This window comes from Kribbella sp. NPDC006257, from assembly GCF_040613535.1.
Classification (GTDB): domain Bacteria; phylum Actinomycetota; class Actinomycetes; order Propionibacteriales; family Kribbellaceae; genus Kribbella.
In genome coordinates this window covers 141,460-168,030 of the sequence record NZ_JBEXSJ010000017.1, presented here as the reverse complement: position 1 = coordinate 168,030, position 26,571 = coordinate 141,460, and the positions used below count along the sequence as shown (strand labels likewise).

Here is a 26,571-nt window from a genome sequence, read left to right as displayed (position 1 = left end):
CCCCAGGACAAACCAGCACCGACAACCTCACGCCGCTCGGGCGACTGAGCCACCGGATCAAGACCCACGGCGGCTGGAACGTCACGCGCCTCGACAACGACACCCTCGAATGGACCACCCGCTACGGATTCACACTCCACGTCACCCACCGCGGCACCTACCTCATCCACAACAACACCGAACCCGACCCACCCGACAACACCGAACCCGACCCACCCGACAAGACCGAGCACGAGGGAACCGACCCACCCGACCGGAGTGAACACGACTCACCCGACCGGTTCGAGCCGCACCCGCCGGGCAAGGATCGACCGGAGCAAGCCGGCTGACGGGTCGACTGCGAGTGGCCCGTACGTCAGCGCTCACCCGTCCGGTGCTCAGTGGATCCAACCTGCCCACCGCGCAAGGAGACACGTGCTCGTGCGCATACGACACCGACGCGAGCAACTCGCCCGCACTCTTCACCGCGCTGGGCAGGCAATGCGCGGCGTCCACCACCTACTACCGGACTGGATCGTGACGCATCCGGGGCCTGACGCCGGGCGTGCGCGGTTCCTCCTCCACCGCTATGCCACTTCGCACTGCGGTAGGTTTCCGACCGCGATGGCGGCCCGGATCCAGACGCTGCACCACGCCATGTTGGCTCGCCCGCGCCCGCGCCCGCGCCCTCGCCCGCGCCCGGTCGTCGCCTTGCGTGTCTGCGGATGCGGTCGCCTGCGGCCGGTTCGGGTTAGTCGGTGTCTAGGGCACGGCCGAAGGTGACTGCGGCGAGGACGGCGGGTGGTGCGAGGGTGCGGTAGTTGGCGTCCGGGTGGGTGCCGAGGGCGTCGTTGACTGTGGAGAAAAGGCAATTCGGAGGGCTACGAAGACGGTGATGCCGAAGATCTGGGGGTCGGTCCAGCCGGTCTCGCGGAGGAGGTCCACGTTCGCGAGAGTGGTGGCGTTTGGGGCTTCGGTGACGTGGTGGGTCCAGGTGGCTAGGGCTTGTTCGGCGGGGGTCAGGGCGTGGTCGTCGCCGTGGAGGACGGCGGCGGCCAGGTCCGGGTTGGTGGCTCTGGCCAGTTTGGTGCCCCAGGCAAGGGAGCAGCAGGAGTCGCCGAGGGTTGAGGCGCGACCAGGATGCACCGTTGGCGGACGGTGAGGCCGTGTTCGCGCACGATCGAGCCGAGGACGTCGAAGATTTGTTCTTGCCACTGGGGTCGGTAGGTCCAGAGCCGGGATGCGTTCATGACGAAGCCGAGTTCGGCCAGGTCGTCGTCGAAGAAGCCGGGTGGCGGGATGACCTCGGCCAGGAAGCTCACGATTGCTCCTTCTGAGCAAGATAGGCAATGACGGGGATCTCGGCCCGGTCGACGCTAGAGCGCGTGCATAGAGCGAAGGGTCGGCGAACTCCCACGCGAACGGTATGGCGACCCGCTCGATCGCCGTGAAACCACAGCGGCTGAAGCGCCGCGCAGCCGGGCGAGTTCGAGCGCGAGCCCTGCTCCACAAGCGATGTCGAGCAGGCGGTCACCCGCGTCGACACCCAGCCGGTGATGCAGCGCGACGTACTCGCGGCAGTTCGCCGGTTCACTCAAGGTAGCGAAGTCGACGGCCTTGCGGCCCTAGCCCTCGTCGACGATCGTCCAGTCGGCCGCCGCGGCGGTGGTCATTGTTCCCTCTGGAAAAGTTCGGACAGTGCCGGGTTGTCGATCCCGGTACTCAGTAGTCGCGCGGAAGTAGCCGCCAGACTGTCGCCGAGCCGCCCTTGATGCAGCCTCGCGCGGACGACCGGTTCTCGAATCTCGCACCGGGCGGCCAGCGCTGCCAATCGAGCCACCAACGGCCTTGCCTGTACTTCGTCCTCGCGGTCCAGGGCAGCGCTGATCGCGGTGTCGAGGATGTGTCCTAGGACCCATTCCGCGCGGCCATTCCTTCCCAGCAAGGGTCGTTGAGCTGGCACCCGAGTACCCAGGCCTGTTCGAAGCCCTTGGTCGCGGACTGAGATCACCGGCGTACCAGTCGAGTTCGGCCTGCAACGCCTGCGGCTAGGGCAGGAAGGCGATCCAGCGTTCCTGCCGGACGAGGTCGAGCGATTGCCGAACCGTCGCGCGAGCTTGACTGTGATCATCACGCAGAAGGTGCGCCCGACCCATGATCGACAGCGACCAGGCTTGCTGACGATGGTCGCCACATGCTGCCGCCAGCTCGACCGAGGCGCCGAGGCGTTCGAAGGCGGCGGGGTAGTCATCGAGGCCGGACGAGTTCATTCCCCGTACGCCGAGGATCGCGGCGTGCTCCGCATCTGTCTCGGCCAGCGCCAGCGCCTTCACCAGCCAGCTGGCCGCAGTACTGCGTCGGCCGGCTTGTACTTCGACGAAACCGAGTTCGCGATGGGCGACGACCGAGGTCGTGCGATCGCCAGCCTCGGTGGCGACCTGGATCGCTGCGTGCAGGACGATCGCGCCCTCTTCGTCGCGGCCGCGGATCGCGTGGACGAGAGCGCTGCCGAGAGCGGAGAGAGCGCGACCTCGCAGTACGGGGTCTTGGCATTGTTCTGCCTCGGCGACTGCCCGGCGCAGACACTTCAGACCGGCGTCGACGGCGCCCGCGACGATCGCCGCACGGCCGGCTTGGAGCACCGGCAGCGCCTCGGCGTCGCCCTTCAGGAACGTCACCGGCAGATGCTCCGCGACAGCACGCTCCCGCCCCTGCGCCAGCAGGTTCGCCGCGTAGTCCACCCCGGTCGCGTCGGCGAACCGCCGGGCCGCCGCCAGGGCTGCATTCCCTTGCCCACAAGCGACATCCAGCACCCGCTGATCAGTCCGTACATCGGCGGCCTCGGCCAGCAGCTCGGCGATGATCTGCAACGTATTGCCGACCCGCGGATAGTCGCCCGTCTCCCACCCCGCCCGCTGCTTGTCCTTGATCGCCTCGAAATCAACAGCCGTACTCGTCATACAACTTCCCCCAAATGATGAAACCCCCACACCGTCCAGCACGGGGTGGTGAAGAGCTTCCCGGTACGCCGTGTGACGGCACACGCTCCGCGCCACCTACGGAGCGCGAGCCATCGTTGTCAGCCTCGGGTTTTCGCACTGATCTGCGCAGACCAGGTCGCGATTGCAACGTTGATCGCCAGAGTCTTGCCAACGTTGTCATCGGCTTTTATAGTCCGAGGAAACGTTTCCAGCCGGTAACCGCCGGATGACGGCAAGTGAGACGGAGGTGGCTTCCGTACCCCCTGAAAGCGACGCGTGAGGACGCGTCGAGTGAGGAAGAGTCCCGCCGGGGCTCGAAGCCGAAGGGAACCATCGTGAACGATGCGCCGCGCCCGCAGTTCGAAGACGTTGCCGACGTCCTTCGTCACCAACTGAGCCGCCGGACCGCGATCGGAGGCGGTGCCGCCGCCCTGACCGCCTTCCTCGCCGCGTGTTCCGGCAAAGGCTCGTACTCCGACAAGCCGGCCAACAAGCCCGCCGCCACCAAGTCGGTGCAGATCGGCAAGGCGAACATCCCGACGCCGCGGGACCAGACCGTCATCATCGCCCAGGTCGAGTACACCGTCTTCAACAGCTGGAACCCGTTCATCCCGAACGGGATGTCGCACTCGGCCGGCCTGGAGACGCTCGCCCAGGAGCCGATGTTCCTGCTCAACCTGGCGACCGGCGAGCTGGTCAACTGGCTCTGCACCGGCTACAAGTACAGCGCGAAGTTCGACGAGCTGACCTTCAACTTCGACCCCAAGGCCAAGTGGAGCGACGGGCAGCCGCTCACCTCCGCAGACTTCAAGTTCACCGTCGAACTGCTCCGGGACCGCAAGGATCTCCTCGGCGGCGGTGGCGACCTGTCCGAATTCGTGAAGACCGTCGAGACACCGGACGAACACACCGCGGTGATCAAGATGACGAAGCCGACCCCACGGCTGCACTACGGATTCATCGCCGCGATCGCCGGCCCGCAGTACTCGGTGATGCCCGCGCACATCTGGAAGGGGCAGGACCCCACGAAGTACCGGGCCAATCCGCCGGTGGCGAGCGGGCCCTACAAGCTGAAGCAGGCGATCCAGAGCCAGAAGATGTTCGTCTGGGAACGAAACCCGGACTACTGGAACAAGGAGAAGCTCGACCCTGCGCCGCAGTACGTGATCTTCCAGAGCACCGCCAAGCAGGCGGACTCGGCATCGCTGGCGTTCGAGCGGGCCGAGTTCGACGTCGGCTCGATCGACGAGGAGCACGCCAAGCAGCTCCGCAACACCGGCTACCCGAGCCTGGTGACCACGCAGTTCCATGACCCGAACCCACGAGTTTTCTGGCTGAACAACGACCCGGCGCGCGGGGTGATGGCGGAGCCGAAGATGCACTGGGCGATCAACTACCTGATCGACCGGGAGAAGATCGGTAACAACATCTGGCCGGTGAAGGTGCCGCCCGCGCAGTACCTGTGGGCCGACTACCCGAGCAACGACAAGTGGTCGAACAAGGAGCTGGCCGAGAAGTACAAGTTCGAGTACGCGCCGGACAAGGCGGTGAAGCTGCTCGACGAGATCGCGCCGAAGGGGGCCGGCGGCAAGCGGATGTACCAGGGCAAGGCGATCGGCCTGGAGATCATCACGCCGTCACCGGTCGACGGGCAGGAGTACGCGATCGGCAACCTGCTGAAGGTGGAGCTGAACAAGGTCGGCGTACCGGCCACGCTGCGCAGCCTGAGCGGATCGGTGCACGACGAGAAGTTCCAGCGCGGTGAGTATGACATTGACTCCCAATGGGCCGGCGCAGCCTTCGACCCCGAGCAGATGTACACCGACTGGGAGAGCAGCAAGGCCAAGAAGGTCGGCGTGAACGCGGTCGACAAGAACAAGTCGCGGTTCCGCGATCCGAAGATGGACGAGTTGTCGGCGAAGCTGGCCCAGCTCGACCCGACCAGCGCCGAAGCGAAACCTCTGCTTGACCAGGCTCTGGAGATCTACTTCCAGAAGCTGCCGCTGATCCCGACCATCCAGACCGGCTACCCGTCGTATTTCAACACAACCTTCTGGACCGGCTGGCCGACCGACGACAACCTCTACCAGGTGCCGCTGAACTGGTGGCCGCACTTCATGTTCGTTCTCGGCAAGCTCAAGGCCACCGGACAGAAGGGCCCGGCGTGACCGCGACGGCCCCGCCTGCCGAGGCCGTCGCAGCAACAGCAGAGAGCGCTCCCTGCCCGAGGCTGCGCTCCTGGCTGTCGCGGCATCCGCTGGCGGCGTACGCGTTGCGCCGGTTCGGGTTGTACCTGGTCGAGCTGTGGGGAGCGCTCACCGTCGCGTTCTTCTTCTTCCGGCTGATCCCGGGCGACCCGATCCGGACGTTGCTGCAGACCCTTCAGCAGAACTACATCTACAACCAGCAAGCGAGCACCGAGGTGATCGCGCGCTACCAGCACGAGTTCGGGCTCGACGGCAACATCTTCGTGCAGTATCTGAAATACATGGAGAAACTGATCCTGCACGGGGATCTCGGTCCGTCCCTGATCAACTACCCGACGCCTGCGCAGAACGTGATCCTGCAGTCGTTGCCCTGGACAATCGGCCTGCTCGGCATCTCCGCCGTGCTGGCCTGGATCCTCGGCGTCATCGTCGGCGCGGTCGCGGGCTGGCGGCGCGGCACGGCCGGTTCGGCGATCATCACCAACCTGTCGATCGCGCTCTCGCACGTGCCGTTCTTCTTCGTCGCGCTGATCCTGGTCTACATCTTCGCCTACAGCCTCGGCATGTTGCCCGCGCGTTCGGCGTACGACGCGAGCCTCAGTCCGGGATTCAACCTCGCTTTCATCGGCAGCGTGCTGAAGTACGGACTGCTGCCGGGTCTCTCGATCGTGGTGATCGGTGCGTTCGGCTGGATCCTGTCGACCCGGATGCTGATGGTCCCGGTGCTCGGCGAGGACTACCTCACGTACGCCGAGGCGAAGGGACTCAAGCCCTGGCGCATCCTCACCCGCTACGCCCTCCGGAACTGCTACCTGCCACAGGTGACCGCCTTCGGGATCTCGCTGGGCTTCATCTTCAACGGCAACGTGCTGGTCGAGCAGCTGTTCAACTACCCGGGCCTCGGCACCACCTTGGTCACCGCGATCCAGCAGCTCGACTTCAACACGATCCTCGGCGTGACCGACATGGCCATCTTCTCGGTGCTGTCCGCCGTACTGCTCCTGGACCTCCTCCTGCCCCTACTTGACCCGCGCGTCAAATACTGGAAGTGATGACGATGCGAGTACTGACAGCCGTACTCCGAACCGTCCGCGACAGCCGCCGTCTCGCGACCGGCCTGGTGATCCTCGCCCTGATGGTCCTGCTCGCCCTCTTCAGCCCGCTGATCGTGAATGCCATCGGCAACGGCCAGGACCCGATCGCGCTCGCGGCGTACCAGAAATGGCTGGTGCCCGGACCTGATCACCTGCTCGGCACGGACCAGTTCGGCCGGGACGTGCTCGCGATGGTGGTCAGCGCGATGTCCGTCTCCTTGCAGATCGGTGCGATCGCGGGCGTGATCTCGACCGTGGTCGGCGTGATCGTCGCGTTCGTGGCCGGCTACAAGGGCGGTTGGGTCGACGGGGTGCTGTCGACCTTCACCGGGATCCTGCTGGTGATCCCGACCTTCCCGTTGCTGATCGCGCTCTCGGCGTACGCGAAGAACGTCAGCCTGTTCCAGGTCGGGGTGATGATCTCGATCTTCAGCTGGCCGTTCGCGGCGAAGACGATCCGGTCCCAGGTGCTGAGCCTGCGCTCCCGCCCGTACGTCGATCTGGCGCGGGTCAGCAAGGCCCGCGACCTGGAGATCATCGGTACCGAGCTGCTGCCGAACCTGCTCCCGTTCATCGGTGTCGGGTTCGCCTCCTCGGCGCTCGGCGCGATCTTCGGCCTGGTCGGCCTGGAGGTGATCGGGCTCGGGCCCGGCGGCGTGATCGACCTCGGCCAGATCATCTTCAACGCGATCAACACCGGCGCGCTGACACTCGGCGCCTGGCCGATGTTCGTCGTACCGATCGTCTTGCTGACCCTGCTGTTCGCGGCGCTGAACATGGTCAACATCGGACTCGAAGAGGTCTACAACCCACGGCTGAGGGGAGTGGCCGGTGAATGACGACACCGTGCTGGAGATCAACGGCCTGGAAGTCACCTATTCGACGAACCGTGGTGACGTGAAAGCCGTCCACGACCTCGATCTGTCCGTACGCCGTGGCGAGATTCTCGGCATCGCGGGGGAGTCGGGCAGCGGCAAGAGCACGCTCGCGGTAGCCCTGCTGCGCTTGCTCAAGCCCCCGGGCCAGGTGACGGCAGGCAGTGTCCTCTTCCGCCCCAAAGGCCACCAACCGGTCGACCTCCTCAAGGTCCACGGCGAAGAACTCCGGGTACTGCGGTGGAGCGCGCTCTCCTATCTCCCCCAGGGCTCGATGAACTCGCTCAACCCGGTGATGCGGATCCAGGACCAGTTCCGCGACGTGATCCTGGAACACGCGCCGGAACGCAAGGAAGCGCTCTCCGAGATGATCCCGCGGTTGCTCGGCCAGGTCGGACTGGAACCCCGGGTCGCCAGGATGTATCCGCACGAGCTCTCCGGCGGGATGAAACAGCGCGTCCTGATGGCGATCTGCGTCGCGCTCGAACCCGACCTGGTGATCGCCGACGAACCGACCACCGCTCTCGACGTCACCATCCAGCGCGTGATCCTGCAGAGCCTCGCGGATCTCCGCCGGGACTTCGGCGTCACGCTGATGGTGATCTCGCACGACATGGGTGTGCACGCGCAGCTCGTCGACCGGGTCGCGGTGATGTACGAGGGCAACCTGGTCGAGGTCGGCGACGTCCACCAGGTCTTCAAGGACCCACGCCACGACTACACCAGGCAGCTGATCGACTCGATCCCGAAGCTCGGAAGGAGAGCGTCGTGAGCAGCGTCATCGAGCTCGAGAACGTAGAGCAACGCTTCCACGCCCGCGGTACGCCGGACGGCTACCTGACCGCGCTGAAGAACGCGACCTTCACGCTGCACTCCGATCCGCCGCAGATCGTCAGCCTGGTCGGCCAGAGCGGCAGCGGCAAGTCGACCATCGCCCGGAACATCCTCGGCCTGCAGAAACCGACCGCGGGCACGATCCGGTACGACGGCAAGGACATCTTCAAGCTGTCCCGGTCGGAGTACGACGACTACCGCCGCAACGTCCAGCCGGTTTTCCAGGACCCGTACTCGATCTTCAACCCGTTCTACCGGGTCGATCGCGTGCTCTGGAAGGCAGTCAAGAAGTTCAACCTCACCAAGGACCGCGCCAAAGGCCTCGCGATGATCGAGGAATCCCTCAACGCCGTCAGCCTCGACCCGGCAGGAGTCCTCGGCCGCTATCCGCACCAGCTCTCCGGCGGCCAGCGCCAGCGCATCATGCTCGCGCGGATCCACATGCTCCGCCCCGCCTTCGTGATCGCCGACGAACCGGTGTCGATGCTGGACGCGCAGATCCGCAAGACCTTCCTCGACATCCTGCTGAACTTCCGCCGCGACCACGGCATGACCACCCTCTTCATCACCCACGACCTGTCCACCGTCTACTACCTCGGCGGCGAGGTGATGGTGATCAACAAGGGCGCCATCGTCGAACGCGGCGCCGTCGACCAGGTGATGCACGAGCCATCGCACCCCTACACCCGCCTACTCCTCGACTCCATCCCCCAACCCGACCCCGACCAACGCTGGACCAACCGCATCGAGGTCGACGACTCCGGCACCCAGACGCCCGCCTCCGCCCCGCAGGAGCCCGTAGTGTGACAGAAAGATGACAGAGCCTTCATGAACCTCTTCTGACCCTCTTACCAGCCGCAGTGTTGCGGCGACAACCGTCGCGTGGGGTGACGCACGCGAGTCGGGGTAAGAGGGGGAGGGGTCGTGACTCATCAGTTGACATCCATGGGGCGTTCGCTGCGGGCGCTGGTCGTAGTGAGCTTGCTGGCGGCAGTCCTGTCGGCAGCACAGCTGGCCGGTACTGCGAGACCCGCTGCGGCGGCCGGTCCGGGCAGCCTCACGCTGCATGTGGCCAGCGCGCGCTCGGTGAACTCAGGACCGGGTTTCGTCCATGAGAACGATCCGGTCACGCAGTACAAGTGGTTGATCAACCTCGACGACACGGGTGATCCCGGTACGGCGGCCAATCAGCTCACCGACCGCTGCCTACCGAGTACGGCGCCGGGCGGGTCCAGCGACCCGAACTACGCCGACACCTGCCCGTGGCCGTCGACCCGGAACACGTCGGGGTTCGCGCCGATCGTTGCCCAGGGCACCGAAGCGGATCTGGGCGACAGCAAGGCGCTGGACAACCTGGCGCCCGGCAAGTACTTGATCTCGGTGACCGCCGACGGCTTCAAGATCGACGGCCAGCACTTCACCGTGACGTCGGGTGCGACCACCCACACGGTGGTCCGGATGAACCCCACCCCGCTGCCGCTCACGACGCTGCGCATCCAGGTGTTCAACGACAACCTACCGGTCGACGGCACCTATGAGATGGACGCCGAGCAAGGACTGGCCGGGTTCAGCGCGACCCTCACCGACGTGCTCGGCCTGGTCAGCACCGACTACTACGGCAACCCGCTCTGCACGGCCTACCAGCACGAGAACGCGAACGGGACCGGCCCGATGCTGTTCGACGCCAACAACAAGCCGATCGTCGACACGGCCCGCTCGACCGGCAAGTGCACCAGCAACTCGACCGGCCAGATCGTCATCCCGAACATGGGCCCGAACCGGTACGCCGCGACAGTCACGCCGCCGGCTCCGGCGCCCGGCCAGACCTATCAATGGGTGCAGACCACCACGCTCGAGGGCGGCCACGACCACGACATCTGGCAGCAGGAAGGCGAGACCGGCTACGACACCGAGCAGACGCGTGGCCGCGAACTGGTGCCGTCGGTCCAGTTCGGCTTCGTCCGGACCCGTGGCCTCCCGGCGCTGCCGGCTCCGCTGCCGACCGGTGAGATCAAGGGCGTCGTGATCGCCGGCCTGCCCTACGTCGGCGGCCAGAACGGGCAGGTCACGCCCGACGGATTCGCGGGCGCCAAGTCCGACGGTCCGCTCCGGAACCCGTGGGTCGCCCTGTCCGACCTCGACGCCGGCGACGCGGCCGTGTACGTCGGACGCGGTGCGGCGGACGGCAGCTTCGACATCAAGAACGTGCCGGACGGCACCTACCAGCTGACGATGTGGGACGACGACCAGGACTACATCCTGTGGGGCTTCAACGTCGAGGTCCAGAACGGTGACGTGACGGACGTCGGCAACGAGATGCTCGTCGGCTGGTTCAGCCATCTGCACGGCAAGGTGTTCATCGACTCCAACGGCAACGGCAAGCAGGACACCGGCGAGAAGGCGGTGCCCGGGTTCGGACTGACCGTCCGCGAGCGCGACAACTCGCTGATGGACCAGGCCAGCAACACCGCCTCGACCGATGTCAACGGCAACTACGACATCAAGGAGACCTACCCGCTCGGCAAGTGGTTGATCCTCGAGGCCTTCAACACCCGTTACAAGACCACCGGCATCACCTACAAGGGCGCGAACGAGACCAAGGCGACCACCCAGCTCGGCAGTCTGGTCGACCTGAACTTCCTGCCGATCATCGGTCTCAGCGGTCAGATCGACTGGGGCGTGCAGCCCTACGATCCGGGCACCAACGGCGGCATCGTCGGCACGGTCACCTACGACGTGACCCGCAACGAGCTCGACCCGGCGATGGCTGCCGCCGAGCCGTACCAGCCCGGCATCCCCGACGTACCGGTGAAGCTCTACGTTCCGCTCGCGTGTACCGACACCACTCCGGCCGAGCTCTGCCGGCAGGGATACCAGACCGAGCCGCAGCAGATCTCCGACGGCAACGGCGGGATGACGGACAACCCGCGGTACGGGGCGTTCGTCAAGGGACCGGAGGTGCAGGACGCCTACACCTCGGAGAAGTGGCAACCGCCGCGAGGATGTACCGCGCGCCAGTACAACAACACGCCGCTCACCGACCAGCAGGCGTTGCCCGCCTTCGGGCCGGCCGCGAATACCATGTGCGTCGAGTCGCCGATGATGGGTCTCGCAGTCGGCGCCAGTGACAGTGCTGGTGGCAGCCAGACCGTCAACGGCAACTACGGTTTCGCCACTTCGAAGATCAACCTCTATCCGCCGACTGACACGGTCCACAACCCGGACGGGCTGGCGATGTACGCACCGCTGCCGGACGGTACCGAGCAGGATCTGCCCGCCCGCGACTACATCGTCTCGGTGGACATCCCGAACGACCCGGTCGACGGCAAGCCGATGTACCAGGTGACGAAGGAAGAGGACGTCAACGTCTTCGACGGCGACACCTATCTGCCGCAGGAGAACTACCCGCCGGCCACGCCGGCGGTGGCGAACGACCCGGCCGGGCCGCCCGACGCCACGCCCACACCGCCGGCCGAACCGCCGTCACAGCAGGCGGGCATCGTCTCGCCGTGCGCCGGTCCGTTGCACACCGTCGACGTCAAGAGCCCGACCTTCAACGCCGGCGGCGGCAGCCCCTTCCAGGGCTACGAGCGGCCGTCGTGCGCCGACAAACTGGTGGGCCTGCGCGCCAACCAGGCGACCGCACCCAACTTCAGCCTGTTCACCGACGTGCCGATCCCGACGCACTTCTGGGGTCTGACGCTGAACGACCTCGGGCTCACGCTGGACAAGCGCAGCGTCAACTACGGCGAGGCGCAGGGTCTGCCCTTCGTCCCGGTCGGCCTGTACGACTGGTCCGGCCGGCTGATGGACACCTTGCACACCGACTTCAACGGCCTGTACGAGGGGCTCGAACCGTCGACCGGGACCTACAACTGTCCGGTACCGGCCGGTCCCTGCCCGAACATGTACCGCTTCGTCGGCAATGATCCAGGCCAGCCAGGAGCACTCAATCCGGACTACAACCCACGGTTCCGAACCATCGCGACCAACTTCCAGGGCTGGCCAGGCCTCTACACCGTGACGGACGAGGCGCCCACCCAGGTCGCGTCGACCGTGCTCGCCCCGGACACGACGACGGTCAACCCGACGTTCTGCAACCTTGGCGCCAACGCGCCGCAACTCCTGGCGGTCAGCCGTCCGTACATCCGGCGCGGGGATCCCAACCGGTCGATCACGGTGAACGGCCTGGGCTTCGGCGACCCCGGTGCTCCTGATCGGGTCACGCTGAACGGCACCGCGATGACGGTGACCGGCTGGACCGACAAGAGCATCACCTTCACGGTCCCGAACTTCTTCCCAATGGGTGCGGCGGAACTGGCGATCACCGGCCACAGCGGTCAGCGCAGCGTCAACGGCATCACCATCCAGGTGCTGTCGGCAGCGAACGCGTCGACTCCCGGCACCGATCCGAACAACCCACAACTGACGGAGGTCGGCCCGACCAAGACCTACAAGACCGTACAAGCAGGTCTCGAGGCCGCCCGGCCGTCCAGGGCCGTGCGCAACAACCTCGGTGTGATCATCGTGCCCGCCAAGCCGTATCACCTGGTCGTCGTCTGGCCGAACAGCCAGACCGCCGCCAACCCACGCGGTGACTACAACGAGAACCTGATCGTTCATCACCAGGTGAAGATCCAGGGCGTCGGCCCCGGTGGCTTCGACGCGGCCAATACCTGGATCCCAGGCTCGATCCTGGACGGTTCGGGCTTCAACCTGGACAACCAGAACGGGATCGACTGGGTCACCAGGATCAGCGGCCTGACGTACTCCGGTGACCCGGCGGTACCCGACTCCGCGGTCGTCACGACCCTCGACGACCCACTCCTGGCAGGCGTCACGCCGGCGAGCTGGCCGGTCACGCTCGACGGGTTCACGATCACCGGCGGGGCCCAGGCGGACATCGCGGCCAACGTCAACGTGCTGACCGGCGGCATCAAGACTCCGTACGGCGCGGCGGGCGCCCTGGTGACCCAGGGCGGCGGCGTCTACGCCCACGCCAATGTCCGCGGCCTCCGGGTGACGGACAACGTGATCGTCGGCAACGGCGGCTCGTACGGCGGCGGCATCCGGATCGGTACGCCGTACGTCGGTGACAACCGCAACTACGACGCGGTCATCGCCAGGAACCAGATCCGCGACAACGGCGGCACCAACCTGGCCGGCGGGGTCGGGCTGTTCACCGGCAGCGACGGGTACCAGGTCGACGCCAACGCGATCTGCGGCAACTTCTCCGCGGAGTACGGCGGCGGGATCTCCGCCTTCGGCTACATGGCGAACGCGGGTGGCAGCAACGGTGGAAGCATCACCGCCAACCGGATCTGGTTCAACTCCTCCTACGACGAGGGCGGCGGCATCATGGTCGCCGGTGAACTCCCGGCGACGCCGACCGCGCTCTCACCCGGCAGCGGCCCGGTCAAGATCGACCGGAACACGATCCAGACGAACCTGGCCAACGACGACGGCGGCGGCATCCGGCTGCTCCAGGTCGGCGGTTCGCACATCACCCGCAACGATCCGCAGCCGATCGACATCACCGACAACACCATCGCCGACAACGTCTCCGCGCACGAGGGTGGCGGCCTGGCGATGGACGACGCTCCGTTCGTCAACGTCGTCAACAACACGGTGGCGAAGAACCTCACCTCGGCCACCGCGGTGACCAGCAACGGCGATCCGGCTCCGGCCGGGTTGTCCACCGCGGCGAACAGCGATCCGTTGCAGGCAAGGTTGCGCAACACGACGTTGTTCCCGGGGTCCCAGGCGCTCGGCAACACGACGTACAGCAAGCCGACGTTGCTCAACGACGTCTTCTGGGACAACCGGGCGGGCTGGTTCAGCGGCGGCTGGGTCTACGGCATCGGCGGTCAACTTCCGGACGGCACGGCGAACTCCGTGAACAACTGGGACATGGGCGTCACCGACGTTCCGGGTGCGCTGCTCACACCGACGCACTCTGTCCTACAGGACGAGACGGGTTCCGCCCCGGATCCCTCGAACTCCACGGCCGACCCACGGTTCGTCTCGCCGTACGACGTGACGGTGAGCGTGCTGGCGATCCGGTCCTACCCGGCCTTCCGGCAGGCGGCGATCGTGGCGCAGATATTGCCACCGTCGCTGATGGGCGACTTCCACGTCGCCACCGGTGCGCCGACCACTCCGGCGAGAGGACTCGGCGCATCCGGTGTGGCCGTCCGCTGGGGTACGCCGACCACGGGCTTCGCCTACACGGTTCCCGCGGCCTCGCCTGATATCGACGGTCAACCCCGGCCGACCGTCACCGGTGTCTTCCCGCTCCAGCAACGCCGGTACGACGCCGGCTCGGACCAGATGACGCCGTGATCCGCGTGGCCTGCCCGGACCCTCCTACGGGCAGGCCGCGCCTTCGCCGCCAGTTGACCGGTTCCATCGACTTCAGGAGATCCCAGTGACCGATATTCCCGTACGACGCGGAGTCTCGCGGCGTTCCTTCCTCAGTGGCGCGGGCGTCGTCGGCGGCGCGCTGCTCAGCGGCCGGCTGCTGACCGCGAGCGCGGCACCGGGCCTGGCCACCTCAGCGACCGCGGTCCACCCGATGAAGCAGTTGCACCTGGCCGGCACCGACGGCTGGGTGGCGATGCCGGGCGACGCACCGCCGGACCCACCGTTCTTCCCCGACCCGCTGGCGCCGACTCCGTTCAACACCTACGTGTTCGGGTTCCGCGACGTGACCGGAATGACCTCCAACCAGGTCGCCGCCCAGCGGGGCAAGGCGCAGATCAGCGCGCCGATGATGGCCTTCGACGAAGAGGACGACATCTATCTCACGTTGACGAACCTCGGTCTCGCCCAGCGGCCGGACCTGTTCGACGGGCACACCCTGCACTGGCACGGATTCGTCAACGCCATCCCGCTGTTCGACGGCGTACCGGAACTGTCGCTCGCCGTACCGATCGGCCGGGACCTGACCTACTTCTACCGGCCACACGACGCCGGGACGTACATGTACCACTGCCACTTCGAGGACGTGGAACACGTGCAGATGGGGATGACGGGGATGGTCTTCGTCCGGCCGAAGCAGAACCTGACCCCCCTGCATCCTGGCGAGCGGTACGCCTACAACGACGGCGACGGCTCGACGGCGTACGACCGGGAGTTCGCGTTCATGCTGACCGAGCTCTGGTCGGCAGCTCACTACCGGGACGCGCACATCCAGGTGAACGACTGGACCGACTACGACCCGAGCTTCTGGTTGCTGAACGGCCGGGCCTATCCGGACACGACCGCGGCCAACGGTGATCCGCTCAGTACCGGGGCCGGACGCCTGCAGTACCAGCCGATCTCGTCGCTGATCAGGTGCAACACCGGCGACCGGGTATTGCTGCGGATGTCGAACCTCGGCTATCAGAACCACGCGATGACCGTCGACAACCTGGACCTGACGGTGGTCGCGAAGGACGCCAGTCTGTTGAAGGGACGCGACGGCACCACGAACTACCTGACCACCAACATGATCGAGATCGGCCCGGGCGAGAGTCGCGACGCGATCTTCGTCGCACCGGCGCCGGGGGAGTACCTGCTGTACGACCGCAAGTACTCCTACCTCGACAACGGCGGCGGTCCCGGCTACGGCGGCATGATTACGAGGATCGTCGTCGGGGCCCCGGGCACCTATCCGGCACAGACCGCGGCGAACGCGTGACGGGGGCGATGATCCGATGAAACGACTCACGGTCCGACGGCAGGTCGTGCTCCTGGCGGCCGCGGCACTGGTCGGCGCCTCGGCGCTGATCTGGTCCCAGGCCGCTGCCTCGGTGGCGATGTCGGAGGGAGCACTCTGCGACACCGACCCGAACCAGACCTTCTCGCTGACGGCCGAGGACGGCTACGTTTCGACCCCCGACGGCAACTCCGTCTACATGTGGAGCTACGGCAACAGCAAGCGGAGCTTCCAGCTGCCCGGCGCAACCCTGTGTGTGGAGTCCGGCCGGCCGGTCACTGTTGTGCTGCACAACACGTTGCCTGAGGCAACCTCGATCATCTTCCCGGGCCAGAAGTCGGTGAAGGCGAACGGCAACCCGGCGCAGCCGCAGCTCGACCCGGGCGGCTCGTTGACCTCGCTGGTCCAATCGGCAGCCGCCGACAACGGCTCCGTCACCTACACCTTCATCGCCGGCAGCCCCGGCACCTACCTGTACGAGTCGGGCACCGATGTCGACAAGCAACTGCAGATGGGCATGTACGGCGCGTTGGTGGTCCGCCCCGCGGGTCATCCCAACCAGGTGAACGACCGGGCGGACTCGGCGTTCACGGCCGGCAAGGAGTACGTCTACCTGCTGTCCGAGATCGACCCCGACGTCCACCTCGCGGTGGAACGCAACCAGCCGGTCAACTGGGCCATCTCGAAGTCGCGATACTTCATGATCAACGGCCGCAGCATGCCGGACACCCTGGCCCCGAACAACGCGCCCTGGCTGCCGTCCCAGCCGTACGGCGCCCTGGTCCACATCAAGCCGTACGACGCGGTCACGAACCCGCTGCCGGCCACCATCCGGTACCTCAACGCCGGCAGCGTGAACTACCCGTTCCACCCGCACGGCAGCGACGAACGGGTGATCAACCGCGACGGCCATGCCTTGCAGGGCCCGACCGGACAGGATCTGTCGTACCAGAAGTACGACCTGGACGTCGGTCCCGGCCAGACCCTCGACGTGCTGATGGACTGGCGTGACGTCGAGGGATGGAACGCGACCACCAACCCGATCCCGACCCAGCTCCCGGCGATCACGGACCAGTTGCTGGTCGGACCGGACACCTGGTTCTCCGAGAGCGGCTACCTGGGCACGAAGAACGCCGTACCGGCGAACCTGACGCAGAACAACGAATGTGGCGAGTACTACCACATCGCGCACAGCCACGCGCTGGAACAAGCGACCAACTACGGGGCAGCCTTCGGCGGCATGATGACGGTCTTCCGCATCGACCCGCCCGCCGGCTGCGCGAGCCAGTGAGGGGCCTGACGATGACGATGCCGAAGAGACTCCGGGCGACTGCCACGGTGGTCGCGGCCGCCGCGCTCGCCCTGACGATGACCGGTCCCGCAGTAGGGACCACCCACGGTGCCCGGCCGCAGTTGCGGCCGGCTGCCGCTTCCGTTGCCATAGGCAAGCTCACTCCAGCCGGCTGCTCGTTCGGTGCCGGCACGGCTGCCTGCGACCTGTATGCGATGTCCGGTACGACGAGCCTGCTGGGCACCTCGGTGCCGATCTGGGGATTCTCCCCGACCGGTGCCGCCGGGACCGCCAAGGCTCCTGGCCCGGTCCTGGTGGTGCACCAGGGCGACCAGGTCAGCGTGACCCTGCACAACCAGCTGGCAGGGGAGAGCGTATCGCTGGCCTTCCCCGGTCAGCCGCTTCCGGCCGGCGGTGAGGACACGACCGGTATCGGCTCCGGCACCAAGACTTACACCTTCACGGCCGGGCGGGCCGGCACCTTTCTCTACGAGGCGGGCCACACCGCCAACGGAGCACGCCAGGTGGCGATGGGCCTGGCCGGTGCCTTCATCGTGCTGCCGTCCGACGGCACCGCGTACGGCAGCCAGCCGGCCGGGTTCCCCGCGACGGCGTACGACGACGACGCGGTCCTCGTGCTGAGCGAGGTCGACCCGGCGTTCAACGCGAACCCGGGCGCCTTCGATCTGCGGAACTTCGACCCGAGGTACCGGCTGATCAACGGCAAGCCGTTCCCGGCCACGGATCCGGTCGCCACCGACCAGGGCCACAAGGTGCTGGTGCGCTACGTCAACGTCGGTGCGCAGACGCATCCGATGAATGTGCTCGGCGGCGAGCAGGTCGAGATCGCTCAGGGCGGCCATCCGGCGCACTACGCCACCACGGTCGCCGCGGAGAGTGTCGATCCGGGACAGACGCTCGACACCCTCGTCACCATGCCGACGGGACCCGAGGCGAAGTTCGCGGTCTACGACTCGTCGCGGCATCTGAACAACAACGGACAGCACACGGCCGATCCGGTGCAGTCGGCGTTCGGCGGCATGCTGACCTTCCTGGACACGAACGCGCCGCCCCCCAGTACGGACGGCGTCGGACCGGTGTCGACCCACCTCAAGGTCGCACCGAACCCGTCCAACGGGCTCGCGGACGTGACCGTGACGGCCGATCTCAGCGACTCCACCACTGGCGGGTCGGCCGTCACCCAGGCCGAGTTCGTGATCGAAGACGCGGTCGGGACCGGCGTCGGGTTCGGTACGCCGATGAGCCTGCCCGGCAGCGGTGTCAGCATCACCGGTGCCACCGGCACGATCAGCACGGCCGTCCTCGACGCCCTCGACGCGGGCCGGCACACGGTCTTCGTCCGCGCGCTCGACGCGGCCGGTAACTGGGGCGTGGTCGGTTCGGTCATCCTGAACCTGCCGAAGACCGGGCCGCAGACCACGAACGGCTCGATCGCCGACGTCCCGTCCAACGGCGGTACGACGGTCAGCGTCTCCGCGACGGGTGACGACACCGACGCCGGTGGCCTGATCACCAACGCCGAGTACTTCCTCGACGCGGTGACCGCGGACGGATCCGGTACGCCGATGACGCTGAACCGCAGCGCCACGGTCGTCTCGGAGGACGTGGATCTTGCTCCGGCCCTGCTGGCCGGGCTGCCCGAGGGACTGCACCACGTCTTCGTGCACAGCAAGGACTCGCTCGGCCTGTGGGGACCGCCGCTCGACATCGAACTGCCGATCGACGTCACCGGTCCTGCCGTCGACGCCGCGAGTGTCGGGCCCAACCCGACGAACGCGGTGCTCGCCGACAAGAGCCACCCGGGCAACCTGCTGATCTCCGCCCAGATCACCGACAAGGACGCGGGCGGCGCGGCACAGAGTCTGCTCACCGACGCCGAGGCGTTCCTCGACCCGGCACCGAACCCGGCCGGTGGCTCCGGCCTGCAGTTGCTGCCGGTCGACGGCAAGCTGGATTCCAACGGCGAGGCCTTCTACGGGCTGATCCCGCTGACCCAGGTGAAAGCACTTGCCGACGGCACCCATCATGTCTACGTCCGTGGGCAGGACGCGGCCGGCAACTGGGGTCCGCTGTTCGCGGTGAACCTCGTCGTCGACAAGACGGCTCCGGTGCTCGGCGCGCTGACGGCGACGCCGAACCCGACCAATGGGGCCGACACCCTGACCCTGACCGCGCCGGTCACCGACGCCTCGCTGATCGCGAAGGCGGAGTACTGGCTCGGTACGACGGATCCGGGCGTCGGCAAGGGCATCTCGGTACCGGTGAGCGTGGTGGCCGGCCAGGTGCAGGTGACGATCCCGCTCGCAACGGTGCCGCCGGGCAACCAGGTCTTCAACCTCCGGGTGCAGGACCTGGCCGGGAACTGGAGCAAGCCGGTGAACAAGACCGTGTCGGTGCAGCGGCCGAACAAGATCTTCGCCGACACGTTCGAGTCTGGTGGGTTCGGATTCTGGAGCTCGAGTACGGGTGGGGTCGCCAACACCACCACCTCGGCTCTGCCGACCTCGATCGAACCGGGCAGTGTCCGGGGCCTGCAGGTGACGTTGCCGGGCAACGGGTATCTGACCGACAACACACCGACGGCGGAGACGACGTACCACGCCAGGTTCGTGTTGAACCGGAACACGCTCACCTCCGGCACCAACGCGAACACGGCGCTGGCCTTGTTGCAGGGCCGGACCGCCGCCAACGGTCAGGTCTACGCACTGGAGTACCGGTTCAACGCCGGCTCCGCGCAGGTCAGGACCATGTTCGACCGGAGTGGGACGACAGCACTCCCCGGCGCCTGGGTCACGTTGACAGCGGGGACACACACCCTGCAGGTCGACTGGGTCTCCGGTCCGGCGACCGGAACCAACGCAGGATCGCTGCGGCTTCTGGTGGACGGGGTGAGCCGGTCGTTGCAGACCGGTAACACCAGCACGCTGCGGATCGAGACGGCGTGGCTGGGGGTGTCCGCCGGCCTTAGTAGCAGCTCGACCGGCCGGGCGTACTTCGACACCTTCGCCTCGACCCGGTTCACGATGCCGTAGCCGAAATAGGCCGGGGCCCTGGGCGCTCAGGGTCCCGGCGCTGTCCCTTGGGAGGGGGAGGACATGTTCGCTTCAGCAATCAGCAAGGTCCGGAAGTTGCCTGGCCGATGGGTCCGGCGGATCGTCATCGTGGCTACCGTCCTGGTCGTCGGACTGGCGGCCGGCGGCTATGCCATCGCGAAGGGCTCGTCGGGTAGCACCGAGTTCCCACAGAGCTCGGCCATCGAAGCGCAGTACGGCGTGCGTTTCAGCCGGCTCGCCGTCGTCGGGGACGGCGGCCTGATCACGCTCACCTATGTCGTGCTGGACAGTGAGAAGGCCACCCGGTTCCAGTCCGACGTCCAGCATCCGCCGGAGCTGCGGAGCGAGAAGCGCGATGGCGGGACCAAGCGGGTGTCCGTGATGAAGCAGGGTCACACCCTGCGCGCCGGCCAGACCTATTACCTGGTCTACCAGAACACCAAGGGTGATCTGCAGCACTCGGAGAAGGCGACCATCCTGGTCGGATCGCTGAGCCTTCAGCATGCGCCGGTGTTGTGATGCACGGACGCCGGATCGGACTGGTCGTCGTTCTGGTCGCCCTGCTGGCGATCTGGTCGCCGCAGGCCGCCAGCGCGCACGCGTTCCTTACCTCCAGCAGCCCGGCCGACGGTAGTTCCCTGGCGACCGCGCCGCGTCAGTTGCGGCTGGACTTCAGCGAGACAGTGGTGCTGGCCGCGACGCAGCTCGAGCTCGTGAGCGAGGACGGCCAGCGGTACGCCGTGTCCGGCCTGCGCATCGAGGGAGAAGGCGGCGAGGAACCGGCGCGTCTGCTCGCCACCCTGCCGGCCTTGCCGAAAGGCGCCTACCGCCTGTCCTGGCAGACGTTGTCGGCGGACGACCTGCACCGCACGGCCGGGGTACTGGTCTTCGGAATCGGTCGCCAGGTCCAATCGGCCGGGCTCAGCGAACCGAAGCCGGCGGCGGGCGAGTCGGTCCTGCGCTGGCTGGTCTTCTTCTCGCTGGCGCTGACCTTGGGCGGTGCGCTGCTGGGCCGGTTGCTCACCCGCCCGACCAGGCCCCCCACCCCCGGCTGGCGGCGCCTGGCACGCCGCAGTCAGTCGGCAGGGGCGGTCGGGGGATTGGTGGGCAGCCTTCTGCTGCTGGGCTTCCAGCTCCTCGGCGGCGCGACGATGGGTCTGCTGGCGAGCGGGTACGGCGTGCGCTGGGGTCTGCGGGAGGCCGGGTTCGGACTCCTGCTGATCGCGGCGGTCCGGCCGGCGGCACGGGGCCGGACCGGGTGCCTGGTGCTCGGTGCGGGCCTGGTCACCTCCGGAACGGCTCTGCTCGGCCACTCCGGCGCGGCCGCACCCCTGTCGATGACCAGGATCGTCGCTGACACCCTCCATCTGCTGGCCGCATCGACCTGGGCCGGCGCGCTGGTGATCCTGATCGTCTGGGTGGTGGACGCGGCCCGCCATCGGGAGAAGTTGCCTGAGGCAATGACCGTACTCCGTGCCTTCGGGCTGCCCGCCGCACTCTGTATCAGTGTGGTGATCAGCACGGGCCTCTACCTGACCAGTGGCGTGATCGGCTCGGTGGACGCGGCCCTGAGCACCTGGTACGGCCGAATCCTCCTGATCAAGGTGAGTGTGGTCGCCGTGATCGGGGTGCTGGGTGTGGTCAACCACCGGCGGCTCCGCCGTACCGCGGTACTCCGGAAAGGCACGATCCTGGTGGAGGCAGGCCTGGCCGTCGCGGTGCTAGGGCTGTCCGGACTGATCACCAGCGGACAGCCGGCGATGGAACCACAGCTGGTGCGGGACCCGGCAGCGGCGGCGGTTCCGCTGCAGGACACGCGGGTCGCCGACCTCCAGCAGACGCTGGCGATCCGCCCGAACAGTCCAGGCCGCAACCTGGTCATGGTCGAGGTCTTCGACACGAGGCGACCTTCCCCGGCACCGGTCCGGGCAGTGCTGATCGGGCTGGTCGATGCGGACGGCAGTACCGAACCGCCGGTGGCTGCGCAGCGACTTGCGGACGGTCGGTGGTCCGCTCCCGTCGTCCTTGCAGGCAGTGGATCGGCCCAGGTCGAAGTCTCCGTTCAGCGGGCAGGTCTCCCGGCAGCCGTTCACACCTATCGGTGGGTGGTGGCAGGCGACCCGGTCACGGCCCGCACGGAACTCGTGTCGACCAAGCCGCTGCACAACTGGCTGCTGGTGCTGTGGCTGGTGGTCACGATCCTGATCGGTGCGGGTTGGTGGATCTTCGGGATGTCCCGGATCAGCGTCTCGGCCGAGGTGTCAGTCGGGGTGCAGGCCGTCGCCGGTGACGGGCAAGGTGATCTCGAAGAGCGCGCCGCCCCATTGGCTGACACCCGCGGTGATCTGACCGCCGTGCGCCAGCGCGACCGCCTGGGCCATGGGTAGGCCGAGTCCGCTGCCCATCACACCGCTCGGTGGTCGCCGGTGCCAGAACCGCTCGAACACATGCGGTAGGTCCTCGGCCGCGATCCCTGGTCCGGAATCGCCGATCCCGATCACGAACCGTCCCGGCTCCGGCCGGCAGGACAGCTGGATCCGGTCGCCCGGACCGGTGAAGTGGGCCGCGTTCTCGATCACCCCGTCGATCGCCATTTCCAGCCACTCGGGGTCGAACGAGGCCGGCATCGCCGGCAGCGGATCGAGCTGGAGCAGCCGATCGGTACCACTGCGCCAGTTCCGGACGATCTCCGCCAGGAAGTGTGCGAGGTCGAGACGTTGCGGCCGGACGGCGTTGCCGGAGTCCAGCCGGGCCAGCGCGAGCAGCCGGTTGGACAAGGCCGACATCCGGTCCAGCTGGCGCAGGGTGATCGCCAGATCCTCGCGCGCGGTCGGATCGGTCGCCGCCGCATCGAGCAGCTCGAGATGGCCGCGGGCGATCGTCACCGGCGTCCGGATCGCGTGCGAGGCGTCCCGGAAGAACTCGCGTTCCCGGATCAGGGCGGCCCGGCGCTGTTCGGCCATCACCTCGACCTCGCGCTGGGCGGCGACCCGTCGGCGGGCGTGCCAGACCATCGCGAGGAACAGCAACGGCATCAGTGGGATCTCGGCCCACTCGGCCCGGTTGCTGCCGTCGGCGAGTTGATGGGCGACCAGGATCCAGCCGGTCAGTCCGGTGATCAGCGCCGTCACGGCCAGGGTCGGCCCGAGCGGCCAGACCCTGAAGCCGTAGACGAGGGTCAGTCCGAGGAAGAGCAGGTGGTACGGCACGACCTCGCGCTCGACCATCAGGTTCATGGCCAGCAGCATCCCGACCGCGAAGGTCGCCAGCGCCACGTCCGTCAGCCGGTTGTAGCGCAACCCCTGGCGTAACCGCGCCCACCGGCCGAAGTCGCCGGTGAGGCCGCGGTCAGGCGCTCTGAAGCTGATAGCCGACATTGCGCACCGTCTGGATCACGTCGCGGCGGAGCTTGGCCCGCAGCCGGCCGACGTACACGTCCACCACGTTGGTCGCGGGATCGAAGTCGTAGCCCCATACCGCCGACAGGAGTTCGCTGCGTGAGCAGACCGCGTCCGGGTTGCGCATGAAGTGCTGCATCAGCAGGAACTCGCGCTCCGACAAGGTGGTCTCGCGGCCGTCGATGCGCAACCGGCGGGCCCGGATGTCCAGCGCGATCGGCCCGACCTGCAGGACGAAACCGCCGCTGGCGTCTGCAGGGTTCCGCAAGCGCGACCGGACCCGGGCCAGTAGTTCGCGGATCGCGAACGGTTTCGCCAGGAAGTCGACCGCACCCCGTTCGAGGCAGTCGATCCTGGCCTCGACGTCCGCGGCGGCCGACAGCACCAGTACCCGGGCGCCGGGCTGGGTCGCCAGGAGACCGGCCAGGACGGCGTGGCCGTCGACGCCGGGCATCCGCAGGTCGAGCACCGTCAGATCCGGCTGCTCGGTCAACGCCATCAGCAGCCCTTGCGACCCGTCGGTTGCCGTCAGCACCTGATAGCCGTCGGCTTCGAGCGCCCGGCGTACGAAGCGGACCAGATCCGGTTCGTCGTCGACAACAAGAATCTTCGTCATCCAGCCCCCTCAGATCCGGCTCCCGCCGGATCCGCCCGCCCCCGAACCCCAATTTCTTACCCCTCGGTCATTGTGGCTCTCCGTGACGCCCGGTGGAAGGGCCGAGGCTCACCTTTCATTTCAGGTGCGCCGCGTCGAGGGCTGCCTGGAGTGATCCCCGGTAGCCGTCCGAGGTGTACGTCGCGCCGGATACCGTGTCGAGATGCGCGCTCTGGGCCGCGATGGTCTCGCGCTCCAGTTGTGGGATGGCGTAGCTGTTGATCTCCCGGTCCCGGCCGCCCGAAGCCGGGTAGTCGATCGCGGTCGCAGTCACGATCCGCCCGCTCCGGATCATCAACCGGACCTGCACAGGTCCGTACCTGGTCGGGACCGAGGTGCCGTTCACAACCGTGCTCCCGGCAGCCGTTCCCGGCGCAGTACTGACAACGCCAGGTGGTGCGGCGGTGGAGGTCATTCCGCTCTTGGAGTTCGTACTGGTCGGGTAGAGGAACAGCAGGCCCAGGACAGCCGCCGTCCCGCCGAACACCAGGAGGTTCCGACGGGTTCGATCGAGCGGTGCGGACCTCACAGCGCACCCGCTTGATGGGCGGAGTCCAGGGCTGCTTGAAGTGAGGTCTTATAGCCCGTAGAGGTGTAGGTCGCCCCGGAGACAGTGTCGATGCCCGCGTTCTGGGCTTGCACCGCCTCCTGGTCCAGCACGGGAACGGCCCGGCTGTTGATGCGGTCGGTCTGACTGTCGCCCTGCGGGCGGACGAGAGCTTTGGCGGCGACGATCCGGCGCCCTCGGATCCGCAACTGCACCTGCACCGGCCCGTACGCCGTATCGACCAACGTTCCGTTGACCGTCAGTCGCGCCGGCGACGTCGAGCGGGGGGTCGTCGGTGCCCGGCCGGTTCGTGGACCGGAAGGCGTCTTGCTGGGAACGGGCGTGGCCGGGCGGGGCTGCGGCTTGGGCTGCACCGAGGCAGCGGGCGGGCCCTCGGCCGGTTTCGTGCTCACCCGGAGTCCGAGGCCGACGACCGCCAGACTGATCGCCGACATCGCCACCGTGGCGCCGCGTCTCATCCGGTCCTCCGAATCCTCACCAGGTGAACCGTTCTTGATGGAGCTGGTTCGCCGGCAGGCCTGCTGTCAGAGCAGCTCCGGTCACCGCGTCCATCCATGGATCAGGCCCGCAGACGAAGACGTCGTACGACCGGAGGTTCGGGACGAGCGCCTCCAGCGCGGCAGCGTCGTCCCAGTCGGCGGCTTCCTGCGGCAACCACGAGTTGCGGTCAGCGATGCGGCGCCCGAGCAGATAGTGGACCGCGATGCCGCGTTGCTGCGCGAGATCGTCCAGCTCGTCGCGGAACACCAGGTCCGGCGCGCTCCGGGCCCGGTAGACCAGGACTGCATCACCAGGCGCGTACGGCAGATCCTCCAGCAACGCGCGCAGCGGGGTGATTCCGATGCCGCAGGCAAGCATCGCGACGCGTCGCCAGACCCGGCGCTCACCCGTGAGCCGGCCGTACGGGCCCTCGATCAGGACCTTGGTGCCTGCCCGCAGCCCGGCCAGCCGGCCGCTGCCGTCGCCCGCGTCCTTGGCGGTGATCCGCAGCCTGTTGTGCCGTGGCGGGGCGGACAACGAGTACGGGTTGCCGCGGGACCAGCCGGGACCGTCGAGGAACCGGAAGACCAGGAACTGACCGGCCTGGACACCTAGCCGGTGCAGTCCGCGACCGGCCAGCTGGACGGTGACCACATCCGGGCTCTCGCGGACGACCGAGATCACCGTGATCCCGTGCCGCAGCGTCCGCCAGATCGGCAGACCGGCGCGGTAGAAGACGATCGCCCCGGCCGCGAGGGCATAGGCGGACCACCAGTAGACCTGTGCGAGCCGCGAGGTGGAGAAGTCCTGCCCGGTCCAGATCTCGTGCGGGATCGACAACCCGACCCCGACATAGGCGTACAGATGCAGCAGGTGCCACGACTCGTAGCGAAGGGCGCGCCGGGCAAGCCGGATCGAGGTGACCGCCACCAGGGTCAACGCGATCGTCGCAGCCAAGGCCAGCAGCATGCCGCCGTACGTCGTGACGACGGTCCACGTCTCGCGGATCAGGTTGCTGTGGTCGCGGAGGGTGTACCCGACGGTGATGAGCGCGATGTGCGTCAGCAGCAGGTTGAACGAGTAGAAGCCGACGAGCCGGTGCCGCCGGGCCAGCTCGTCCTGGCCGTAACTGCGTTCGATCATCGGCACCCGGGCCATCAGGAACACCTGGACGAGCAGGAGATCCGCCGCGACCAGGCCGGTCAGCCGGCCGGTCGAGATGAGGAGATCAGCAGGGCCGGAGGCCAGTAGTTGCAGGCCGCGACCGGACACCCAGAGCAGGACGACGATCAGTGCACTGACCCAGCAGCTGCTGCCGACGGCGTCGCGCCACCAGGCCGGCGTACGGCGTGGGCGCGGTCCGGCGTGCGACGACCGGGCCGGCCGTGCGGTCCTCAGCGTGGTCATCGAGTGGCTCCGTCGTCTGGTCGGGCGAT

The 26,571-nt window shown here is 67.4% G+C and carries 18 protein-coding genes and 2 pseudogenes; 12 read left to right on the top strand and 8 right to left on the bottom strand.

Annotated features, from left to right (window positions below; all coding sequences use genetic code 11):
- A pseudogene (locus ABZ004_RS21990) lies at nt 1-329 on the top strand (hypothetical protein); the annotation flags it as partial.
- A 669-nt stretch (nt 330-998) separates the two neighbouring features.
- Here ABZ004_RS21990 and ABZ004_RS21985 read toward each other — a convergent pair.
- From ABZ004_RS21985 to ABZ004_RS21975, 3 genes are all read right to left on the bottom strand, one after another.
- The gene (locus ABZ004_RS21985; protein WP_355682181.1) at nt 999-1,301 is read right to left on the bottom strand and encodes a hypothetical protein; all 303 of its coding nucleotides are present in this window, start codon (nt 1,299-1,301) and stop codon (nt 999-1,001) included.
- A 54-nt stretch (nt 1,302-1,355) separates the two neighbouring features.
- Nucleotides 1,356-1,577 carry a hypothetical protein gene (locus tag ABZ004_RS21980; RefSeq protein ID WP_355682179.1) on the bottom strand — a complete coding sequence of 74 codons (222 nt, stop codon included), beginning with the start codon at nt 1,575-1,577 and terminating at the stop codon, nt 1,356-1,358.
- A gap of 450 nt (nt 1,578-2,027) precedes the next feature.
- Nucleotides 2,028-2,939 carry a methyltransferase domain-containing protein gene (locus tag ABZ004_RS21975; RefSeq protein ID WP_355682177.1) on the bottom strand — a complete coding sequence of 304 codons (912 nt, stop codon included), beginning with the start codon at nt 2,937-2,939 and terminating at the stop codon, nt 2,028-2,030.
- Nucleotides 2,940-3,295: 356 nt separating this feature from the next.
- Here ABZ004_RS21975 and ABZ004_RS21970 point away from each other — a divergent pair, with 356 nt between their 5' ends.
- The 11 genes and pseudogenes from ABZ004_RS21970 to ABZ004_RS21920 all read left to right on the top strand — a co-directional run.
- The gene (locus tag ABZ004_RS21970) at nt 3,296-5,128 is read left to right on the top strand and encodes an ABC transporter substrate-binding protein (protein WP_355682175.1); all 1,833 of its coding nucleotides are present in this window, start codon (nt 3,296-3,298) and stop codon (nt 5,126-5,128) included.
- Nucleotides 5,125-6,219 (top strand): ABC transporter permease, encoded by a 1,095-nt coding sequence (locus ABZ004_RS21965; RefSeq protein WP_355682173.1) that lies wholly within the window; start codon nt 5,125-5,127, stop codon nt 6,217-6,219. The genes ABZ004_RS21970 and ABZ004_RS21965 overlap by 4 nt, the downstream gene beginning before the upstream one ends.
- A complete protein-coding gene (locus ABZ004_RS21960) occupies nt 6,219-7,100 on the top strand; it encodes an ABC transporter permease (RefSeq protein ID WP_355682171.1) in 882 nt (293 codons plus the stop codon). Before ABZ004_RS21965 ends, ABZ004_RS21960 begins: the two co-directional genes overlap by 1 nt.
- A complete protein-coding gene (locus tag ABZ004_RS21955) occupies nt 7,093-7,908 on the top strand; it encodes an ABC transporter ATP-binding protein (RefSeq protein ID WP_355682169.1) in 816 nt (271 codons plus the stop codon). The genes ABZ004_RS21960 and ABZ004_RS21955 overlap by 8 nt, the downstream gene beginning before the upstream one ends.
- Entirely contained in the window at nt 7,905-8,777 is an 873-nt protein-coding gene (locus ABZ004_RS21950) for an ABC transporter ATP-binding protein (protein ID WP_355682167.1), read from the top strand. Before ABZ004_RS21955 ends, ABZ004_RS21950 begins: the two co-directional genes overlap by 4 nt.
- A 117-nt stretch (nt 8,778-8,894) precedes the next feature.
- A complete protein-coding gene (locus tag ABZ004_RS21945) occupies nt 8,895-14,312 on the top strand; it encodes a hypothetical protein (protein ID WP_355682165.1) in 5,418 nt (1,805 codons plus the stop codon).
- Between the two features lie 85 nt (nt 14,313-14,397).
- Complete coding sequence (locus tag ABZ004_RS21940; RefSeq protein WP_355682163.1) at nt 14,398-15,651, top strand: multicopper oxidase domain-containing protein; 1,254 nt, start codon at nt 14,398-14,400, stop codon at nt 15,649-15,651.
- A 16-nt stretch (nt 15,652-15,667) separates the two neighbouring features.
- Nucleotides 15,668-16,960, top strand: coding sequence for a multicopper oxidase domain-containing protein (locus ABZ004_RS21935; RefSeq protein WP_355682161.1), 1,293 nt, complete (start codon nt 15,668-15,670; stop codon nt 16,958-16,960).
- Nucleotides 16,961-16,971: 11 nt separating this feature from the next.
- Nucleotides 16,972-20,013: a multicopper oxidase domain-containing protein gene (locus ABZ004_RS21930; RefSeq protein WP_355682159.1), complete on the top strand. Its 3,042-nt coding sequence runs from the start codon at nt 16,972-16,974 to the stop codon at nt 20,011-20,013.
- Nucleotides 20,014-20,076: 63 nt separating this feature from the next.
- Nucleotides 20,077-20,553, top strand: a complete 477-nt coding sequence (locus ABZ004_RS21925) for a hypothetical protein (RefSeq protein ID WP_355682158.1) — start codon at nt 20,077-20,079, stop codon at nt 20,551-20,553.
- A pseudogene (locus ABZ004_RS21920) lies at nt 20,553-21,761 on the top strand (copper resistance protein CopC); the annotation flags it as partial. The gene ABZ004_RS21925 and the pseudogene ABZ004_RS21920, both read left to right, overlap by 1 nt.
- Nucleotides 21,762-22,295: 534 nt before the next feature.
- On the opposite strand, the gene ABZ004_RS21915 reads toward ABZ004_RS21920, so the two are convergent.
- The 5 genes from ABZ004_RS21915 to ABZ004_RS21895 form a co-directional block, all read right to left on the bottom strand.
- Entirely contained in the window at nt 22,296-23,411 is a 1,116-nt protein-coding gene (locus ABZ004_RS21915) for a HAMP domain-containing sensor histidine kinase (RefSeq protein WP_355682156.1), read from the bottom strand.
- The gene (locus ABZ004_RS21910) at nt 23,383-24,048 is read right to left on the bottom strand and encodes a response regulator transcription factor (RefSeq protein ID WP_355682154.1); all 666 of its coding nucleotides are present in this window, start codon (nt 24,046-24,048) and stop codon (nt 23,383-23,385) included. The genes ABZ004_RS21915 and ABZ004_RS21910 overlap by 29 nt, the downstream gene beginning before the upstream one ends.
- A 115-nt stretch (nt 24,049-24,163) precedes the next feature.
- A complete protein-coding gene (locus ABZ004_RS21905) occupies nt 24,164-24,616 on the bottom strand; it encodes an FMN-binding protein (RefSeq protein ID WP_355682152.1) in 453 nt (150 codons plus the stop codon).
- On the bottom strand, nt 24,613-25,113 hold the full coding sequence (locus ABZ004_RS21900; RefSeq protein WP_355682150.1) for an FMN-binding protein: 501 nt from the start codon (nt 25,111-25,113) through the stop codon (nt 24,613-24,615). Before ABZ004_RS21900 ends, ABZ004_RS21905 begins: the two co-directional genes overlap by 4 nt.
- A gap of 16 nt (nt 25,114-25,129) precedes the next feature.
- Nucleotides 25,130-26,542, bottom strand: coding sequence for a ferredoxin reductase family protein (locus tag ABZ004_RS21895; RefSeq protein ID WP_355682148.1), 1,413 nt, complete (start codon nt 26,540-26,542; stop codon nt 25,130-25,132).
- Nucleotides 26,543-26,571: the final 29 nt, after the last annotated feature.